We start from the raw sequence: 19,742 nt of genomic DNA, 5'->3' as shown, positions 1-19,742 counted from the left end.
GGAACGAATTTTTAGTATTTTTACCCAAACTAAAACCCATAATCTTGAGAAACTACGTTAAATTCTTCCCGGTGGTATGTTTATTCTTTATATGTAATAGGACTACAGCTCAATCCACACCTTCAGATCAGGAATTATTAATAAATGATATGCTTTTGGTTGCAGATAATTTTGCTGCTCCAGGGGCCGAGGGCGCCGCAATTCAATCCAGTGCGGGTTGGTTTTCTTCAGCCAGTGCTATGGATGAATGGAGCATAGAGTTTTCCGTACATGGAAATGCGCTTTTTATACCCAAGAGCAAACAGAACAAAGTGTCTTCTAACAGCGATTTTTCAATTTTAAACTTACAGGGAATGAACAATGCGCTTCTCCCTACCGTTTATGGAGGGGATTCTGAAGCTGTTTTTGAAGGTAGTATTTTCGGTCAGAATTTTTCATTTGATGCTATTGAAGGCCTCAACAAAAAAGTATTGATTCACCCATTTCCCCAGGTAACCGTTGGCTTGCCTTATGGAACTGAAGTTGCTGTGAGATATTTACCTTCCATAATTGTAAATGATGTAGGTTTCAGCACCTATGGTATAGGTTTAAAACACAATTTCAATCAGTATATTAAATATTCAAGGCCGGACGATTTTCAGTTCGCAGCTGTTGCTACCTATAGTAACTTTAAGGTGGATTACGCATTTGTACCTGTTAATATTCAAATAGCAGAGTTAAACCGGATAGATGTAAATGCTAACTTATGGTTGGTTCAGTTAATGGGTTCCAAGTTATATGACACCTTTGAAGTGTTTGGTGCAATTGGAGTCACAAATTCCCAGTTTGATTATGAAATGGATGGTTCTGGACCAGGTCTTGCAATTTTGAACCAGTCCTTAACTGCTATAGGTGGAAATGAAGCTAAATTTAAAGGAGACATTGGCTTTAATTATTATTTCAATAATTTTAAAGTGAGCACCATGTTTACCGCCGGGAGTTTATTCAATGCCAATCTTGGACTTCATTACCGAATAAAATAATTCTTTAACCAATTTTTATTAAGAAACCTTTACTGAATTTGTATTTTTACGTAAAAGAATAAATAATCCTTAAAATTAATTAAAATGAAAGTTACCATAGTAGGAGCAGGTGCAGTTGGTGCCAGTTGTGCAGAATATATTGCAATTAAAGACTTTGCTTCAGAAATTGTATTGTTGGATATAAAAGAAGGTGTTGCAGAAGGAAAAGCAATGGACTTAATGCAAACCGCTACCCTGAATGGATTCGATTCCAAAATTACAGGAAGCACCAATGATTATTCAAAAACTGCAGGAAGTGATGTAGTGGTAATTACCAGTGGTATTCCAAGAAAACCGGGAATGACAAGGGAGGAATTGATAGGTATTAATGCCGGGATTGTAAAGGATGTTTCTTCTAAACTTATACAGCATTCTCCGGATACCGTAATGATAGTTGTGAGTAACCCTATGGATACAATGGCATATTTGGTGCATAAAACCACAGGTTTATCTAAAAACAAGATTATTGGAATGGGAGGAGCTTTGGATAGTGCCCGTTTCAAATTCAGATTAAGCGAGGCTTTGGAATGTGCAGCTTCAGATGTAGATGGAATGGTAATAGGTGGTCACAGCGATACCGGAATGGTGCCTTTAACAAGAATGGCCACAAGAAATTCTATTCCTGTAACTGCATTTTTATCTCAGGAAAGACTGGATCAGGTTTCCGAAGATACTAAAGTAGGAGGTGCAACTTTAACCAAATTGCTTGGAACCAGTGCCTGGTATGCACCTGGAGCTGCCGTTTCATCATTGGTACAGGCAATTGCATGTGATCAGCAAAAAATGTTTCCTTGTTCTGTTTTGCTGGAAGGGGAATATGGATTAAATGATATTTGCATAGGAGTACCGGTGATACTTGGAAAAAATGGTATTGAAAGTATCGTTGAAATAGAATTGAACGAAGCGGAAAAAGCCAAAATAAAAGAAAGTGCTGAAGGGGTTAAAAAAACCAATGATTTACTTAAGTTTTAAACTCAAATTCACATACATTCGGCGCTGAGTCGAACCATAACAAAGGCCATTTCTATAATGGTCTTTTTTATGGTTAAAAGTTAAATTATTCAAAAAAAAATAATTGGGATTTGAATTATGAAATCCTATATTTGTCCGTTTTAAAATTTGACCATAAATAAGAAAGAAGAATGCAGAATAAAGGATTGATCAAGATTTTTGCTGTTTTATTTGGACTGGTGTGTATTTACCAGTTATCATTTACCTTCATTGCGAGCAATGTAGAGGATAAGGCAGAAAAGTATGCAATACAGCAGGTGAGTGCCGATGTTGAAAATTATTCGGCACAAAGGGATCTTGTAAAGGAACGATATCTTGATTCTATTGGGAGTGAAGATATTTTTGCAGGAATTACGTATGCTTCTGCAAAAGAAAAGGAATTAAATAAAGGTCTCGATCTTAAAGGAGGAATCAATGTGATTCTTCAAATTTCGGTTAAGGACGTTTTAAAGGGACTTGCAAATAACAGCAGCAATCCCGCTTTCAATCAGGCTCTTGCTGAGGCTGATGCTGAAATGAAAGCTAGTCAGGACAATTATATAGATCTTTTCTTTAAGGCTTTTAACAAAATTGAAGGAGCTAAATTAGCTTCTCCAGATGTATTTGCCAATAAAACATTAAGTGATCAGGTTAACTTTGAAATGTCAAATTCTGAAGTTGAGCCTATCATTAGGACTAAAGTAGATGAATCTATCACTTCAGCCTTTGAAGTACTGCGTAAGCGTATCGATAAATTTGGGGTTACTCAGCCAAACATTCAGCGATTAGGGAATTCCGGAAGAATACTTGTTGAACTTCCCGGAGCTAAAGATATCAGCCGGGTTAAAACTTTGCTTCAAAGTACTGCCCAGCTAGAATTCTGGTATGTTTATAAAAATACCGAATTCGGGAATTTCCTTGGAAATGCCAATAGTGTTTTAGCACAAACTGTTTCAAAAGAAACTCCGGCAGATACGCAGGTAACCGATACAACAGCAACAGATACTGTAAGTGGAACTGAAGAGGATGAAATTGAAGCTTTGCTTGCCAGTGCAGAAGATACTGCTGCAGCACAAACTACAGGAAACAATCCTTTATTTGATTTAATGGTGTCTCCCGGTTTTCAGGGAAGTGCAATTTTGGCAACATTTCAGGCGAAAGATACCGCAAAGGTTAATGAATATTTGAATAGGGCTGAAGTGCGTTCCTTGCTTCCGGCACAATTACGATACGCGAAATTTGCGTGGGGAGTTCCTAAAGATAATGTAGCAGAATTATATGCTATTCAGGGGAACCGTGAAAATACGCCACCATTGACCGGAGATGTGATTACTGATGCTGTTCAAACCTACGATCAATTAGGACGGGTTGCTGTTTCTATGCAAATGAATGGAAAAGGAGCCAAGGTTTGGGAGGAGATGACCGGAAAGGCTTATGCCGAACAAAGCAATATCGCTATTGTTCTCGATAATACTGTTTATTCTGCGCCGGGAGTAACTACCGGGCCAATTAGCGGTGGAAGAAGTGAAATTACAGGAGATTTTGGAATTACAGAAGGACAGGATCTGGCAAACGTGCTTAGAGCGGGTAAACTGCCGGCTTCTGCAGATATTATACAAAGTGAAATTGTAGGTCCTTCTCTTGGGCAGGAAGCTATAGATAGTGGTGTTTTATCATTCCTTATCGCTTTGATTTTTGTATTGATATGGATGGTATTTTACTATGGGAAGGCCGGTTTGTTTGCCGACGTTGCTTTAGCGGTAAACATCCTTTTTATCTTCGGAATTTTAGCCGGACTTGGAGCCGTATTAACATTGCCTGGAATTGCAGGTATTGTTTTAACCATTGGTATGTCTGTAGATGCAAACGTGCTTATTTTTGAACGTATCAAAGAAGAACTGGCAAAAGGGAAATCTCAACGGGATTCCATTAGGGATGGTTTCAACAATGCGCTGTCTTCTATTCTGGATGCCAACATAACAACCGGTTTAACTGGTTTAATATTATTGATTTTAGGAACCGGTCCTATCAAAGGATTTGCAACTACCTTATTAATAGGTATTGCTACCTCTTTATTTACCGCAATCTTTATTACCAGATTATTTATAGATGGATATGGTAAAAATGGAAAGTCATTAAATTTTTCAACTTCTGTTACCAAGAATTTATTTCAGAATATGAATGTAAAATTCCTTGCTAAGCGTAAGTTGTCCTATGCTATTTCCGGAGTGTTAATATTGATAAGTGTTGTTTCTTTATTCGTAAATGGATTAAACGAGGGTGTAGATTTTGTAGGAGGAAGAACTTATACGGTTCGTTTTGCTGAAAATGTTAATTCTACCGATGTTGAACAGGATCTTGTAGCAGTCTTTGGTAGTGCTGAAGCAAAAACCTTTGGAGGTAACAATCAGCTGAAAATTACTACAAAGTATAAAGTTGAAGACGAAGGAGAAGATGTAGATACTGAAATTCAGGAAATGTTGTATGAGGCTTTGCAACCTTATTTACCGGCAGATGTCACGTATGATGATTTCACGGTAGGTGCATCTGAACGCTCTATTGGAATTATGCAGTCTATGAAAGTAGGTCCAACTATTGCCGATGATATTAAAAATGATTCCTTTTGGGCCGTATTGGGATCTTTGGTTGTTGTTTTCCTTTATATTTTATTGAGATTTAGAAAATGGCAATTTAGTATTGGTGCGGTAGCAGCCGTAGCTCATGATGTGATTATAGTACTTGGGATTTTCTCATTATTCTATAATTTAATGCCTTTCAGCATGGAGATCAACCAGGCATTTATCGCTGCGATACTAACGGTAATTGGTTACTCACTGAATGATACCGTGGTTGTATTTGACAGGATAAGGGAATTTGTTAACGAACATACCAGCTGGCCTTTAGATAAAACAATAGATAGTGCTCTTAACAGTACTTTAAGCAGGACATTGAATACATCTTTAACCACATTAATCGTATTACTTGCTATCTTCACTTTTGGAGGGGAAAGTTTACGTGGGTTTATGTTCGCGATGATCATTGGTATTCTTGTAGGAACCTATTCATCCTTGTTTATCGCAACCCCTGTTATGTTTGATAGTGTTACAGATAAAGCTAAAATACAAGAGAAAAAGAAGGAAGCTGAAGAAGAAGCTGCCGTATAAGAATTGCTATTTTAACATAAGAAAAGGCTGTCCATTTGGGCAGCCTTTTCTTATTTCTGTTGGTTGCTGTTTATTCAAAAGGGGATTAATCCCGAGTTTGATTATTGTGTTTTAAGCAAGCCTTGTAGTAAAAGTAACAACCGGTTAGATTAAAAGCTAAAAGCCGTTCTTGTTTCCAGGAGCGGCTTTTAGCTTTTTTCGATTAAATTATTGGGGAATAACCTCCGGATGAATTTAAAAATGAACCCTATTATAGCGATTTAAAATCTATTTTGTCGCCCAGCTCAATATTCCATTCCTTTACTTTTCCAGCATTGAGCTCCAGAATGAATTGTGCGGGCTTTCCCGATGGCAGTGAGGTTTCGTCCAATGGTTTTGCATTCTCCTGAAAACTTACTGCAGTGCTGTCTTTGTCATAAAATATAATATCGAGGGCGATGTAGGTGTTTTTCATATAAAAGCTGCGGGGAGCTTCATTTGGGTAAATAAAAAGCATGCCCTGATCTTCTTCCATAGCTTTCCGGTACATCAGCCCGGTTTGTCTTTCATAATTTGTATCTGCAATTTCGATGTCCACTTTTTTAATAGTGTCTTGCATTTTAAGCAAATATAATTCTCCTTCTTTTTTGAATTCGATTTCGGGAACTTCAATACTGGATTCCTTGGTTTCATCTCCACAGGAAAACAATAAACCAGAAATTATAAATGCCAGGAAATAATTGGATGATTTTTTCATAAAAGTTTGTCTTTTAGAATCAATTTGGACTTCCGGTTAAAATTCAAAAAAAAAGTCAGCTAAAATATTTTTGGTCTAAATTAAACCTGTCTTCTTGTTGTGGGACGGTACATAAAATACAATCCTGCCAGGATAAATGGAATACTAAGCCATTGCCCGGTATTTAGTCCCATCACGATCTCATTTGGACCCTGGGGTTCTTTAAGGAACTCAATAAAAAACCGAACCGTCCATAATAAAACAAGAAAAAGTCCAAAAATGTAACCCAATTTTTCCTTTTTATCTGTTTTCCAATAGATGAACCATAAGGCCAGGAATACTAAAATGTAACAAAAGGATTCATAAAGTTGTGCCGGATGGCGGGCAAAATCTTCTCCCAAATTGGCAAAAATTACTCCGTAGTCACTATTGGTAGGTTTTCCGATGATCTCAGAATTCATGAAATTTCCAATCCGAATAAAAATAGCTCCACTGGCAACCGGGATTACAACACGGTCCAGTATCCAAAGTACTGGCTTGTCCAATACCTTTTTTCGATATAAATACATCGCAATAATAATTCCTATGGCCGCTCCATGGCTTGCTAAACCCCTGAATCCGGTGAATTCAAATTCGGGCTCAAAACGAACGGGTAAAAATATTTCAAGAAGATGGTGTTGGAAGTAATCCCAGTCATAAAATATCACATGCCCAAGTCTGGCTCCAATAAGGGTTGCAAGGACCGTATAAATGAAAAGGGAATCAAGCTTTTCAATAGAAACACCTTCTTTAACATAAATGCTTTTCATAATGTACCAACCCAGGCCGAAGGCGATAAGAAACATTAAACTGTAATAATGTAAAGTGAAAAAACCCAGATCTAATCCTTCAGACGGGCTCCAGACAATTGCGTTAAAAAGCATGTAGTTAATTTTAAATTATAGGTAAAGATACATATTTGCATCGTTTTAGAATAAATACAAAATGAATATTGAAAAGAGTGTTTAAGGAACGGGATCAAATCCGGAACCTCCCCAGGGATTGCAGCTGAATATGCGTTTTAAACTCATCCAGCCGCCTTTAAGAACTCCATATTTTTGAAGGGCTGTAAGGCTGTATTGTGAGCAGGTAGGAGAATAACGGCAGGTTGCGGGAGTTAATGGAGAAATTGCCTTTTGATAAAATTTCACCAAAAGTATAAATGGATAAGTTGCCCATTTTTTTAACATACCTGTTTTATATATATTTAATCTAATCCACAGAAAAGGTTGTTCCTTCTTTACCATCCTTCAGTTGGATTCCTATTTCCAGCAATTGATCCCGAATTTGATCACTGGTTGCAAAATCCTTGTTATTTCTGGCTTCTGCCCTTAATTTGATCAATAGTTCCACTGTTCCTGATAATTTTTCGCTGTTGTTTTCATTGGCAACGGCAACATCCAATAACCCCAGAACATCAAAAATAAAGGCCTGCATGGAAGATTTCAGTAATTCTTGATCTGCATCAGTAATCTTTCCTTCGCCTTCTTTAACCGAGTTGATGAATTTCACAGCTTCAAATAGTGTTGCTATCAATACGGGACTGTTAAAATCATCGTTCATTGCATCATAGCATTTTTGTTTCCATTCAGAAACAGAGAACGAAGATGTGGAAGAGGTTGGGAGTTGATCAATGCTTCGGTAGGAATCCATCAATCGGTTAAATCCTTTTTCACTTGCCAGCAATGCATCATTGGAAAAATCGAGGATGCTTCTGTATTGAGCCTGTAACATAAAAAATCGGGCTACAGAAGGACTGAAAGCTTTGCTGAGGTTATCATTTTTTCCGGTAAAAATCTCCTCCGGGAGAATGTTGTTCCCGGTGCTTTTCGCCATTTTCTTACCGTTGAGGGTAAGCATATTGGCATGCATCCAGTAGTGAACCGGATTTTTTCCGGTGGCAGCTTCTCCCTGTGCGATCTCACATTCATGATGAGGGAATTTTAAGTCCATTCCTCCGCCGTGAATATCAAATTCATCACCCAGGTATTTGGAGCTCATCACAGTACATTCCAAATGCCAACCAGGAAACCCATCGCTCCATGGAGATGGCCATCTCATAATGTGCTGCGGTTCTGCCTTTTTCCAAAGAGCAAAATCCTGAGGATTTTTCTTATCGCTTTGTGCCTGTAATTCACGGGTATTGGCGATCATATCTTCTATCGCTCTTCCGCTTAACTTGCCATAATGATGATCTTTATTGAATTTGAAAACATCAAAATATACCGATCCATTTACTTCATAGGCAAGGCCTTTTTCAATGATCTTTTTGATGGTTTCAATTTGCTCTACAATATGGCCGGTAGCTGTAGGCTCAATGCTTGGGGGTAAATTATTGAACTTTTGAAGAATATTATGAAAATCTATGGTGTAACGTTGTACCACCTCCATAGGTTCAATATGTTCGAGTCTTGCTTTTTTTGCAATCCTGTCTTCTCCGGTTTCGGCGTCGTTTTCAAGATGTCCGGCATCGGTAATATTTCTTACATAGCGCACTTTATAACCCAAATGCTTTAAATATCGGAATACAAGGTCAAAAGAAATAAAGGTTCGGCAGTTGCCCAGGTGTACATTGCTGTATACCGTGGGTCCACAAACGTACATTCCTACATTTCCTTCAGTAATAGGGGTGAAAAGCTCTTTTTCACCCGACATTGAATTGTAGATCTTTAAGCTTTGTTCTTTAAAAAGCGCCATGAAATACTCTTGTTTTTAATTGAAATTTGTTTCCAGATTGACATAATCCAGAAAATCCCTTCTTGTTTCAGCATCTTTAAATTTACCTCCATATTCACTGGTAACCGTACTGCTTTCAACATCCCTAATCCCTCTGCTGTTAACGCATAAGTGTTTGGCATCTATTACGCAGGCCACATCCTCTGTACCCAGGGCTTCCTGTAATTCTTTAACTATTTGCATCGTAAGTCGTTCCTGAACCTGAGGCCTTTTAGCATAAAAATCAACGATACGGTTCATTTTAGAAAGGCCAATTACAGTACCGTTAGAAATATATCCTACGTGTGCTTTTCCAACTATTGGCAATAAATGGTGCTCGCAGGTAGAATAAAGCGTAATATTTTTTTCTACAAGCATTTCTCCATATTTGTATTTGTTTTCAAAAGTGGAAGCTTTAGGTTTTAGCTTTGGGTTCAACCCACCAAAAATTTCCTTTACAAACATTTTGGCAACCCTGTTTGGTGTGCCTTTTAGGCTGTCATCGGTTAGGTCCAAACCTAAAGTGATAAGAATATTTTTAACATCCTCGTGAATAATCTCAATTTTTTCTGCATCGCTTTTGTCAAAAGCATCTTTTCGCATTGGTGTATTGGTATTTGCACTTATAAAAGCATCGCCAACATCATCCAGGGCGTCATCTATTTTATCTATCTTCATAGGACATTTTTGTTTTGTAGTCGTATTCTTTTTAAATGGCTTGCAAAGATAGGTATTTAATACTGTTATGAGCAAATATTACGTAATTCCAGGTACTTGAAATTGAGGTGAATTCCTTATTTTGCATCTTTATAATTTATGAAAAACTTTGGCTTTCTCTTTATCGCTATGGCCTGCTTTTTTTCAGGTATCGGGATTTCTTTTTCTCAGGGGGATCGGTGCGGGAGTATTCAGCCATTTTGTGCCGGAACTACAGAATTTGTTTTTCAAAATTCGAGTAGGGTTAATGGCAATGTTGCCAGTGCAGAAAGTGGTCCTAATTATGGCTGCCTTGAAACGCAACCTTTTCCTGCCTGGTTTTATTTGAAAATTGAAGAACCCGGCAACCTGGATTTCCAAATACGTCAAACGGTAAATCCCGATGGTTCCGGAGCGCTTCTGGATGTAGATTTTATCGCCTGGGGTCCTTTCCAGGAGGATGAAGCATTTTGTGGAAATAACTCATTAACAGCTCAAAATACGGTAAGTTGTAGTTTCTCACCTTCAGCAATAGAAACATTTACTCTTAATAATGCCTTAAGAGGAGAAATTTATGTGGTTTTAATAACTAATTTTTCGGAAGCAGCCGGATATATAAGTTTACAACAAACCAATACCTCCAGTCCTTCCGCCGGGGAAACAGATTGCTCTATTGTGAATATTTTAGGGAACGACCAAAAAGTTTGTGAAAATGAAACGGTTGAGCTTATTGCCCAAAATGTGATCGCCAATCTTTATGAATGGTATGTTTTTGATGATACTTCGGGTGCTTTCAAACTAATTCCGAATGAATCCCAGGATAATTATACCGTAACTGAAACAGGTTTATATAAGGTGATAACCATCAATGAGATTACAGGCACAGAAATGGAGGATGAAGTTTTGATTGAATTTTTTGATTTGCCGGTAGCTACAATTCCAGATGATTTACAGATTTGTGATAGTGAAAATGCAGCTTTTTTTAATCTGAATTCGGCAAGGGATGAATTACTTGAAATTTATCTGAATACTGGAGCGGATTTTTCACTTAACTTTTATGCATCCCAAACCGATTTTGAAGGTGACTCGCCAATTACTGCTCCAAATGCTTTTGAAAGTGGGGATGGGAAGAAAATTATTGCAACAATCACCAGTTTAAACTCCGGGTGTACCTCCCTTCCGGTTGAATTCGGACTTCAAATTGAAGCTCCTATTCCTATTAACATAGAGGAAATAATTGCTGTATGTATTGATGTTAATGGAAACCTGGTTGGTTCAACAACAATTGGGGAAGATCTTGGTTCCAATTATTCCTATGAATGGACTCCCTTTAACGATCCTGATGGGGATGGAATTCAGAATGCTGTTTATAGGATCGATGAGGTGCCTTCTGAACGAAATATTTTGGTGAAAATCACCGATCTGGTTACAGGTTGTATGGAGGAGTTTTCTACAGAATTAAAATTATTTTCACCTCCTCTGGAAATTTTGGTTCAAATTGAGGGGAGCGATTTTGAAAATGGTTTTATTGTTAGCGGAAATGCTATTAGCGGATTGGGAGATGAAACTTCATTTGAATATCAGCTTGATAATGGATCCTGGCAAACGGATCCGGTTTTTAATAATGTTGCCCCGGGAAACCATTCAATTTCTGCACGGGAGATCAATGGGTGTGGGAATGCCACCTCTCAAAAATTCAGGCTTATTGGGTACCCCAGGTTTTTCACTCCAAATTCTGATGGATTTAACGATACCTGGAATGTTGTAAATGATTCCGGTACCATTTCAAAAGTGTTTATTTTTGATCGTTTCGGAAAACTGTTGAAACAGCTCAACCCTTCTTCCGGCGGTTGGGATGGAAATTTTAACGGGAAGGCAATGGCAGCAGATGATTATTGGTTTCTTATAGAATATAAGGATCCCGATTCTGGTGCAATTAGAGAATATAGCGGGAATTTCAGCTTAATACGATAAGCCCGGATTTCGTTGAAATCCGGGCTATTTTAATTTTTAAATTCCAAAACTTAGGGAGAGAATAACATTGGAAAAATCCCTTTCTATATTTGCTGTGTTTGTTAAACCTACCTGGTATAATTGAGGGTTATCTGTTCTTGAAGAGTTATCATAAGCCAGGTCTATTTTAATATTTCCAAAATTATATCCTAAACCAAGAGAATAGCCATTTAAATCGCCAAGGGTTGTTTCATTTTCATATGGGCTTTCTTCAAAGCGGTAGCCTCCTCTTAAGCTCCAGTTCTCCAATCTGTATTCTCCACCAATTCTATAGATAGATGCAGCCTTTAATTCATTAGAGATCAAATTGTTTTGAAACATGAATTCCGGATCGCCGGTTGGTCGTAATTCTGTACTGGAATAGTCCTTATAGGAGTAGTCGAGACTTATAAGTCCGGTTGTACCAAATAAAACTGCTAAACTTCCGGTTATTTTTCCAGGGGTTTTTAATTTATAATCAGGATATATATTTACCACATTAGGATTTACCACATTTCTTTCATTTAATTGATTTCTAAATGTCTCCAGACGTTGGGTTGTTTGTTCAGAAATTGTAAACCAGGTTGGGGATTCATAGGAAAGACCTACCCTAAAGGTTTCATTTAATTTAGCAATGCTTCCCAGTTGGAAAGAAAATCCATTTCCGGTAGTGCTTAGATTATTGGTAAAAATAACTTCATTCGTTTCGCTTCCGGAGTTATTGTTTGTTTCAATAAGTCGTGTTCCCCGATCGTAATTTAAAAAGTGGGAATTTAGATTGGCTCCCAAATAGAGGAAATCATTAAATTCTGACGCAAAGTTAAATGTGAATTTCCCGTTTAATCCTGTGGAAGCAAGTGAATATTCCTGATTAAAAGTGCCCGATCCTATTGCTGAAGTATATTGGGTGTTATCTAAATCTTCGGAAACAGGATTCAGGATAAAGCCCTGATATCCTAAAAATGCCTGTTGTGCGCCAAACCCCTGGTTTTCACCCAAAAAACGATAAAGGTCGGTTGGGGTTTCATTTGGCAGGATATCAAGAAATTCCAGTGGAATTCCATCTGCATAACCTAAAAAATATTGGTCAATTGAGCTGGAACTTGTTCCACGTGCGACGTAATTATCATCGAAATTGTTAGTTTGAGCGTAGTTAACTCCTAAGGTGAATTTTCCCCACTTATTTTCAGGATCTCTGCTGTTAAAAACCAAAACAGCTCCTGCCTGGTCAAAATTAATACCTGAATTTTCATTGGAAGTAGTTCCGCTAAAATATCGGGTGTCGTTATTTCGTTGATTGTGGTTGAGGGTAACGGTAGCGAAACTGTTCAAAAAAACAGCCGATCCTGCAGGATTTATATTCAGGGAAGAAAGATCTCCTCCCAATGCTCCAAAAGCACCACTCATAGCTCTAAATCTTGCGGTTCCCGTAAGTTCTTCTGAAGAATATCGGATAGCATCAGTGATATCCTGTGCCTGTGAAAAAGTCACAGCCAATAAGGCTATGACTAAGGTATATAGCTTTTTCATATGTTTTCATATTGTTTTAGCAGACTCCCGATATCGGGAGAAACATCCATAAAATCATTTTCCTTTGTAAGAAATTTTCTTCTAAGGGATGTTTCATAAAATGATGAATTGCTTTTAAATCTTACTTTAGTTTCCCCTTCCTCTGTTAGAACTTCCTCCAGAAGATGATCTGGTGGTGCCGGAACTTCTGCTGGTATTGCTGGAACTTCTCACTGTTCCGGAAGAACTTCTGGCCGGAGTAGTTCTTCTCACTGTACCGGAACTTCTGTTGGAATTTGATGACCTTGAATAGGTTCCGCTATTTTGATTTTGGGATGATCTGTTGATTGTCCGTGATCTATTTGTGCTGTAGGGACTGTTTGTGTTCGATCTGGTTTGATATTCTCTGGAGTAGGTTCTTCTGGAAATTCCATAATCATCATTTGAATTTCTCAAATTCCGAATACTCCTTGAATAACTGGAGCTTCTTCCCCTGTCACTTAAAGAGGTTGCATTTCTTAAATTTTCAACCCTGTTATTTCTGAAGTTAGAAACAGAATTTCTTCTACCAGTGTTATATGCGATATTATTCCTGTAATTTGAGTATCTGTATCCGTGGAAGTTATAGGGATTGTAATAGCCATATCCACCATAAATAAATGGGTGAACAGCAAATCCAAATCCAAATCCAAAATGACCGCGGTAGAAACCTCTGCTTCCTATGCCCCAGGGACCCCAATAACCTGGTCCATAAAATCCGGGGCCGTAATAGGCAGGTCCCCAATAAGGATCAAAAGCATAAATTCCTCCTCCCCAATAGGGATTGTAAAAACCGCTATAAAATCCTGAATTATAAAAATTGATTGTGTATTGGTCTGGATCCTCACCCCAGGGAGCATTACCGCCCTGATAATTGGATTGATTGGCATTAGAAGGATCATAGTCTCCGGTTGAGCTATATCCTTCAACATCTGTAAATATGGCACCTTCACCTAATACCTCGCCATAAAGTGCAGCTTCTTCTGAAAATAAATTCTTGTAATAACTACTGTTGCTGTCTTGGGTTGCATATTGTTCATGCTCCTGATAGACACGATTGGTCTCTCCATAAATCCCGTCGCTTTCATAACCGGAATACTCGTAGGAGCCGCAAGATGCCAACAAAAGAAAAGACACAGGAGCTATGAAAAAAAGTATCTTCTTTAATTTAATATTAGAAAGTTTCATTAGCTGTGTTTTTTATTGTTGAACATTACAAAAATAGTTAGTTTTGCGCTAACCAGTTGCACCTTTAACATAGCACAACATTGTTAAAAGTCGCAATATTTATGCCAATATATAGAATATGAGTAAGAAAATAACTACCCGCAAGGAAGACTATTCCCGATGGTATAATGAATTAGTAGTAACAGCAGATTTGGCCGAGAATTCGGCTGTACGTGGATGTATGGTTATAAAACCCTACGGATACGCCATCTGGGAGAAAATGCAGGCTGAATTAGACAGAATGTTTAAGGCAACAGGGCACCAAAATGCCTATTTCCCTCTTTTTGTTCCCAAGAGTCTTTTTGAAGCTGAAGAAAAAAATGCAGAAGGATTTGCCAAAGAATGTGCGGTAGTAACTCATTACAGGCTTAAAACAGATCCCGATAATCCATCCAAACTCATCGTCGATCCGGAAGCAAAGCTGGAGGAAGAGCTAATTGTTAGGCCTACTTCTGAAGCGATTATATGGAATACCTACAAGGGCTGGGTTCAATCTTACAGGGATTTGCCTATCCTTATCAATCAATGGGCAAATGTTGTTCGTTGGGAAATGCGTACAAGATTGTTCCTTAGGACTGCTGAATTTTTATGGCAGGAGGGACATACCGCACATGAAACCAAGGCGGAAGCTCTAGCAGAAGCCGAACAAATGAATGATATTTATGCTGAATTTGTCGAAAATTTTATGGCCATCCCGGTTATAAAAGGAATCAAATCAGAAAATGAACGCTTTGCAGGAGCCCTGGAAACCTATTGTATAGAAGCACTTATGCAGGATGGAAAAGCGCTGCAGGCCGGAACATCCCACTTTTTGGGTCAGAATTTCGCGAAAGCCTTTGATGTGAAATTCACCTCAAAAGAAGGGAAGCAGGAATATGTATGGGCTACTTCCTGGGGTGTTTCAACCAGATTGATTGGTGCTCTTATCATGACGCATAGTGATGACCAGGGGTTGGTTTTACCTCCTAAATTAGCTCCTGTTCAGGTGGTTATAGTTCCCATTTATAAAGGGGAAGAGCAGTTGGAGCTAATCTCGGTTGTGGCAAATGAAATGGCAGGAAAACTAAGGGAAGCCGGAATTTCGGTAAAATTTGATAATCGGGACACGTATAAACCGGGCTGGAAATTCGCGCAGTATGAATTACAGGGCGTTCCGGTAAGAATCGCAATAGGACCCAAGGATTTGGAAAAGGGCAGCGTAGAGCTCGCCAGAAGAGATACCTTAAGCAAAGAGATCGTCCCTCAGGATATGGTTTTGGATAAAGTGAAGGGTTTAATGATAGAGATCCAGGAAAACCTGTTTGAGAGAGCAAAGAATTACAGGGATTCCCATATTACTGAAGTTGATAATTTTGAGGAATTTAAAGAGGTTTTGGAAACTAAAGGTGGATTTATCTCCGCGCACTGGGACGGGACTTCGGAAACCGAGCTGAAGATTAAAGACAAAACAAAAGCTACCATAAGGCTAATTCCAATGGATGGCAAAATGGAAGATGGGAAATGCATTCTAACAGGAAATCCTTCCTCTCAAAGAGTTCTTTTTGCAAAGGCTTATTAAGGTCTATAAAGAAAGCAAAGTGATTTTTCGTGAGAGCCACTATTTTTTACTGAAAGTGGTATTCAGGATTTTTCAGCTTCCTTAAAAAAAAACAAAGCGGCTGTAAATTAAGTGAATTTGTTTCTGGCACTTCGGAAAGGCTAATAATTAGGCGTTTAAAGTTGTTTTGAATTATTCGTGTGAGAATCAAAAAAGTGAGGTTTTATCTAATTTGCATTTTTTTCAGAAAAAGATAGATCAACATTTGCGGCATTAAAAAATAGTTGTATTTTTGCATCCGCGTTAAAGAAAAAATGGTCCGTTCGTCTAGGGGTTAGGACGCATGGTTTTCATCCATGTAACAGGGGTTCGATTCCCCTACGGACTACGATAGCAATTTTAGATTGCAACAGCTTGTTGAGAGGCAAGTGTGTCTGCCGGAAGGCAGGCTCCTTTTTGTAACGATAATGGTCCGTTCGTCTAGGGGTTAGGACGCATGGTTTTCATCCATGTAACAGGGGTTCGATTCCCCTACGGACTACTTTAAAAAATTTAATTAAATTATTTGTAATGGCAAATCATAAGTCAGCGTTAAAAAGAATCCGTAGCAATGACGTAAAACGTCTACGTAACCGCTACCAGCATAAAACAACCAGAAACGCGATCAAAAAATTGCGTGAGGCCGATAAGAAAGAAGCTGAAACACTTTATCCATCTGTTGTATCTATGATCGATAAATTGGCTAAGAAGAACATTATCCATGAAAATAAGGCTTCTAACCTAAAATCTAAACTTGCAAAACACGTTGCGGAATTATAGGTTTTATCAATCTTGATTTTATTACAAAAAAACTGTCGGAAAATTATCTTTCCGACAGTTTTTTTGTTTTTTTAAATTCAAAATTTATCTCTCATTAATACAATATTGGGGCATCCAAAATCAAAATAAATGATTTTGGAGAATTCTAATTGCCGTGATTTTTTTGCGTAGAAAAAGTAAGGGTAAAACTACTTTATAAATTGATTGTTGAGGTTTTCAATGTATTCAAGAACTTCTTCTCTACCAACACCATTTTCTGCTGAAGTGATAAAATGCTTTGGCATTTCCTCCCAGAATTCCAGCATTTTGTTTTTGTAGGCTTCAATATTGCGTCCCAAAGCTTTCGGCTTGAGTTTATCAGCTTTGGTAAATATAATGCAAAAGGGGATAGCATGTTCGCCAAGCCATTGCATGAATTCCAGGTCTATTTGCTGGGCATTATGCCGGCTGTCTATTAAAACAAACGCACACAGCATTTGTTCTCTTTTTTCAAAATATGCAGTTATAAATTTTTGAAATGTGTTCTTTATGGATTTGGAAACCCTGGCATACCCATATCCCGGAAGATCTACCAAATGCCAATCCCCATTGATCAAAAAATGATTTATTAGTTGAGTTTTTCCTGGTCTGCCCGATGTTTTTGCTAAGCTTTTACGTGCGGTAAGCATGTTGATAAGGGAGGATTTCCCAACATTGCTACGTCCAATAAATGCATATTCGGGAAGTTTGCTGTTTGGACATTTGCTTACTTCGCTGTTGCTTATAACAAATTCAGAAGATTTTATTTTCATTTTGTAACGTCTTAGAATCCTCTTTTTTGTAACCAGTTGTAAAGTAATTCGTTAAAATGATCCGGGTGTTCCATCATTGCTGCATGTCCGCATTTATCGATCCAGAAAAGATCGGAATCCGGTAACAATTTATCAAAATCCTCAGCGACTTCAGGAGGTGTAACATTGTCATTTCTACCCCAAATAATGCAGGTAGGTGTTTTCATTTTAGGAAGGTCCTTTGCCATATTATGGCGGATCGCGCTTTTGGCAATAGCCAGGGTTTTGATCAATTTGTTCCGGTCGCTTACGGTAACATACACTTCATCTACTATTTCCTTGGTTGCAGTTGCGGGATCATAAAAGACATTCTGAGCTTTTTTCTTGATAAATTCGTAGTCTCCGCGGCGGGGGTAACTTTCGCCCATCGCATTTTCGTATAAGCCAGAACTTCCTGTAATCACCAATCCTTTTACAAGTTCAGGGTACATTTTGGTTCCTAGCAATGCGATGTGTCCGCCAAGGGAATTCCCAAGCAAGATAACATCCTTATATCCCTTAAACTTTAAAAAATCTTTAAGGTATTTCGCAAATGTTTGAACACTTGTTTGCAGCAGCGTCATGCTGTATAATGGCAATTCCGGGATGATAACTTTATATCCATTTTTCGGAAAGTAATCTACCACTCCATCGAAATTACTCAATCCGCCCATGAGTCCATGTAAGATAACTATTGGAGGGCCTTCCCCTTTTTCAAGGTATGTGAACTTTCCTTCTTTTTGTAAATTATTTTCCATTTATGCCCTTTGCGGTTTTGCAATCGCAAATATAGCGATTTAAGCACAAGTATAATCATTTTTTACATAATCCATTCTTCTTGCAACCAAAGCTTTTATATTGAAAACAGGATATATTATTGAAAAAAAAGTCAAATTTTCTTCTGCAGAAACCAAGGTGCTGAAATCTAATGAACTAGCGCTATTTAGTAGTGTTTCAGTCAAGTAGGTGGAGAAACTTATCAACAAAGTGGTAGAAAGTGGTAGAAAGTGGTAATAATTTCAATATATTTGATACTTAAAGAAATGAAGTGGTAAACCTGATAGGGACATACGAATGTAAAGTTGATGCTAAGGGCCGCTTGATGGTTCCTTCAGCATTAAAAAAGCAATTGTCCCCACTTTTGCAGGATGGTTTTGTGTTGAAACGCTCTGTTTTTCAGCCATGTCTGGAACTCTATCCAATGGAAGAGTGGAATAAGCTTATGCAAAAAGTGAATGGGTTGAACCGTTTCAAAAAGAAAAATAATGATTTCATCCGGAGGTTTACTGCAGGTGTAAAAACCGTGGAAGTTGATGCCAACGGAAGGTTATTGATCCCAAAAGACCTTGTAGGTTTTGCTGAAATTGATAAGGAGATTGTTTTGTCTTCGGCAATCAACATTATAGAGATTTGGGATAAAGATAAATATGAAAATGCCCTAGACGCTGCGGCCGATGATTTTGCCGATCTGGCCGAAGACGTCATGGGAAATGATGAATCAGATGGAATATCATAACCCCGTATTGCTTGAGGAGTCTGTAGATGGGCTAAACATAAAACCGGACGGTGTTTATGTGGATGTCACTTTTGGTGGCGGTGGTCATTCTAAGTTGATCCTTAGCAAATTGGGTGAAAAGGGAAAGCTCTACGCCTTCGATCAGGATCTTGATGCGCTTGAAAATAAAATTGATGACCCCAGGTTTACGCTTATAAATGAAAATTTCAGATTCATAAAACGCTTTTTAAGATTTTACGGAGTAAAGGAAGTTGACGGAATTTTAGGCGATTTTGGGGTTTCTTCGCATCAGTTTAATGTGGCAGAACGCGGTTTTTCTACACGTTTTGAAGCTAAACTGGATATGAGGATGAATCAAAAAAGCAGCCTGAGTGCCTATGAGGTGATCAATGAATACGACGAGGAACATTTAAAAAAGCTGTTTTATGAGTATGCCGATTTGCGGAATGCTCCAAGGTTAGCTTCAGAAATCGTAAAAGCAAGAACAGAAGCTCCTATAGAAAGCAGTGAACAATTGAATGAAATCCTTCGGCCTATATTATTCAAGGAGAAGGAACATAAAATACTGGCTCAAATATATCAGGCTATCAGGATTGAGGTTAATCAGGAAATTGAAGCTTTAAAAGAGTTTTTACTGCAAACCGAGGAGCTTATAAAAAAGGGAGGAAGGTTGAGTCTTATTTCCTACCATTCTTTGGAAGACAGGCTGGTGAAAAGGTACATAAGAAGTGGTCTTTTTGAAGGCGAACCGGAAAAGGATTTCTTCGGAAATATATCGGTTCCATTTAAAAAAGTGGGCGGACTTATTGTCCCTACTGCTGAAGAAATATATAGAAATAACAGGGCAAGGAGTGCTAAACTTCGAATTGCTAAAAAGCTGTAAGCTTAAATTGTCGATTGGATTTTTTTCTGAA

At 38.1% G+C, this 19,742-nt stretch carries 17 protein-coding genes and 2 tRNA genes; 10 read left to right on the top strand and 9 right to left on the bottom strand.

Features of this window, described 5'->3' with window-relative positions:
• Positions 1-44: 44 nt before the first annotated feature.
• From ACKGJN_RS00300 to secDF, 3 genes are all read left to right on the top strand, one after another.
• Positions 45-1,022 (top strand): DUF6588 family protein, encoded by a 978-nt coding sequence (locus tag ACKGJN_RS00300; RefSeq protein ID WP_409537426.1) that lies wholly within the window; start codon positions 45-47, stop codon positions 1,020-1,022.
• A gap of 84 nt (positions 1,023-1,106) precedes the next feature.
• Entirely contained in the window at positions 1,107-2,033 is a 927-nt protein-coding gene (gene mdh / locus ACKGJN_RS00295; RefSeq protein ID WP_409537425.1) for a malate dehydrogenase, read from the top strand.
• A 170-nt stretch (positions 2,034-2,203) separates the two neighbouring features.
• Positions 2,204-5,215 carry a protein translocase subunit SecDF gene (gene secDF, locus ACKGJN_RS00290; RefSeq protein ID WP_409537424.1) on the top strand — a complete coding sequence of 1,004 codons (3,012 nt, stop codon included), beginning with the start codon at positions 2,204-2,206 and terminating at the stop codon, positions 5,213-5,215.
• A gap of 250 nt (positions 5,216-5,465) precedes the next feature.
• On the opposite strand, the gene ACKGJN_RS00285 is transcribed toward secDF, so the two are convergent.
• The 5 genes from ACKGJN_RS00285 to folE all read right to left on the bottom strand — a co-directional run bounded on the left by ACKGJN_RS00285 (position 5,466) and on the right by folE (position 9,362).
• Positions 5,466-5,951, bottom strand: a complete 486-nt coding sequence (locus ACKGJN_RS00285) for a DUF192 domain-containing protein (RefSeq protein WP_409537422.1) — start codon at positions 5,949-5,951, stop codon at positions 5,466-5,468.
• A gap of 80 nt (positions 5,952-6,031) precedes the next feature.
• Complete coding sequence (gene lgt, locus ACKGJN_RS00280) at positions 6,032-6,853, bottom strand: prolipoprotein diacylglyceryl transferase (protein ID WP_409537421.1); 822 nt, start codon at positions 6,851-6,853, stop codon at positions 6,032-6,034.
• Between the two features lie 81 nt (positions 6,854-6,934).
• Complete coding sequence (gene yidD, locus ACKGJN_RS00275) at positions 6,935-7,159, bottom strand: membrane protein insertion efficiency factor YidD (RefSeq protein ID WP_409537420.1); 225 nt, start codon at positions 7,157-7,159, stop codon at positions 6,935-6,937.
• 22 nt (positions 7,160-7,181) lie between these two features.
• Positions 7,182-8,666, bottom strand: coding sequence for a cysteine--tRNA ligase (cysS, locus tag ACKGJN_RS00270; protein WP_409537419.1), 1,485 nt, complete (start codon positions 8,664-8,666; stop codon positions 7,182-7,184).
• A gap of 15 nt (positions 8,667-8,681) precedes the next feature.
• Positions 8,682-9,362 (bottom strand): GTP cyclohydrolase I FolE, encoded by a 681-nt coding sequence (gene folE / locus ACKGJN_RS00265; RefSeq protein WP_409537418.1) that lies wholly within the window; start codon positions 9,360-9,362, stop codon positions 8,682-8,684.
• A gap of 138 nt (positions 9,363-9,500) precedes the next feature.
• On the opposite strand from folE, the gene ACKGJN_RS00260 reads away from it, so the two are divergent.
• Positions 9,501-11,354 (top strand): T9SS type B sorting domain-containing protein, encoded by a 1,854-nt coding sequence (locus ACKGJN_RS00260; RefSeq protein ID WP_409537417.1) that lies wholly within the window; start codon positions 9,501-9,503, stop codon positions 11,352-11,354.
• Between the two features lie 36 nt (positions 11,355-11,390).
• On the opposite strand, the gene ACKGJN_RS00255 is transcribed toward ACKGJN_RS00260, so the two are convergent.
• Together ACKGJN_RS00255 and ACKGJN_RS00250 are read right to left on the bottom strand one after the other, a co-directional pair.
• Complete coding sequence (locus ACKGJN_RS00255) at positions 11,391-12,902, bottom strand: OmpP1/FadL family transporter (protein ID WP_409537416.1); 1,512 nt, start codon at positions 12,900-12,902, stop codon at positions 11,391-11,393.
• A 126-nt stretch (positions 12,903-13,028) separates the two neighbouring features.
• Positions 13,029-14,108 carry a hypothetical protein gene (locus tag ACKGJN_RS00250; protein ID WP_409537415.1) on the bottom strand — a complete coding sequence of 360 codons (1,080 nt, stop codon included), beginning with the start codon at positions 14,106-14,108 and terminating at the stop codon, positions 13,029-13,031.
• 118 nt (positions 14,109-14,226) lie between these two features.
• Here ACKGJN_RS00250 and proS point away from each other — a divergent pair, with 118 nt between their 5' ends.
• The 4 genes from proS to rpsT all read left to right on the top strand — a co-directional run bounded on the left by proS (position 14,227) and on the right by rpsT (position 16,503).
• Complete coding sequence (proS, locus tag ACKGJN_RS00245; protein ID WP_409537414.1) at positions 14,227-15,705, top strand: proline--tRNA ligase; 1,479 nt, start codon at positions 14,227-14,229, stop codon at positions 15,703-15,705.
• A 295-nt stretch (positions 15,706-16,000) separates the two neighbouring features.
• Positions 16,001-16,072: transfer RNA gene (locus tag ACKGJN_RS00240), tRNA-Glu, on the top strand.
• A gap of 81 nt (positions 16,073-16,153) precedes the next feature.
• Positions 16,154-16,225: transfer RNA gene (locus ACKGJN_RS00235), tRNA-Glu, on the top strand.
• A 29-nt stretch (positions 16,226-16,254) separates the two neighbouring features.
• Positions 16,255-16,503, top strand: a complete 249-nt coding sequence (gene rpsT, locus ACKGJN_RS00230) for a 30S ribosomal protein S20 (RefSeq protein WP_409537413.1) — start codon at positions 16,255-16,257, stop codon at positions 16,501-16,503.
• A 188-nt stretch (positions 16,504-16,691) separates the two neighbouring features.
• On the opposite strand, the gene yihA is transcribed toward rpsT, so the two are convergent.
• Both yihA and ACKGJN_RS00220 read right to left on the bottom strand, forming a co-directional pair.
• Positions 16,692-17,294: a ribosome biogenesis GTP-binding protein YihA/YsxC gene (yihA, locus tag ACKGJN_RS00225; RefSeq protein WP_409537412.1), complete on the bottom strand. Its 603-nt coding sequence runs from the start codon at positions 17,292-17,294 to the stop codon at positions 16,692-16,694.
• Positions 17,295-17,305: 11 nt separating this feature from the next.
• Complete coding sequence (locus ACKGJN_RS00220; RefSeq protein WP_409537411.1) at positions 17,306-18,070, bottom strand: alpha/beta fold hydrolase; 765 nt, start codon at positions 18,068-18,070, stop codon at positions 17,306-17,308.
• Between the two features lie 290 nt (positions 18,071-18,360).
• Here ACKGJN_RS00220 and mraZ point away from each other — a divergent pair, with 290 nt between their 5' ends.
• Together mraZ and rsmH are read left to right on the top strand one after the other, a co-directional pair.
• Positions 18,361-18,828 (top strand): division/cell wall cluster transcriptional repressor MraZ, encoded by a 468-nt coding sequence (gene mraZ, locus ACKGJN_RS00215; RefSeq protein ID WP_409537410.1) that lies wholly within the window; start codon positions 18,361-18,363, stop codon positions 18,826-18,828.
• A complete protein-coding gene (gene rsmH / locus ACKGJN_RS00210; protein WP_409537409.1) occupies positions 18,815-19,711 on the top strand; it encodes a 16S rRNA (cytosine(1402)-N(4))-methyltransferase RsmH in 897 nt (298 codons plus the stop codon). The genes mraZ and rsmH overlap by 14 nt, the downstream gene beginning before the upstream one ends.
• Positions 19,712-19,742: the final 31 nt, after the last annotated feature.

The sequence above is a fragment of the Gillisia xinjiangensis genome, from assembly GCF_046298265.1.
GTDB classification, from domain to species: Bacteria; Bacteroidota; Bacteroidia; order Flavobacteriales; family Flavobacteriaceae; genus Gillisia; species Gillisia xinjiangensis.
The sequence above is the reverse complement of the archived record's forward strand: the minus strand, read 5'-3'. Positions and strand labels throughout refer to the sequence as shown.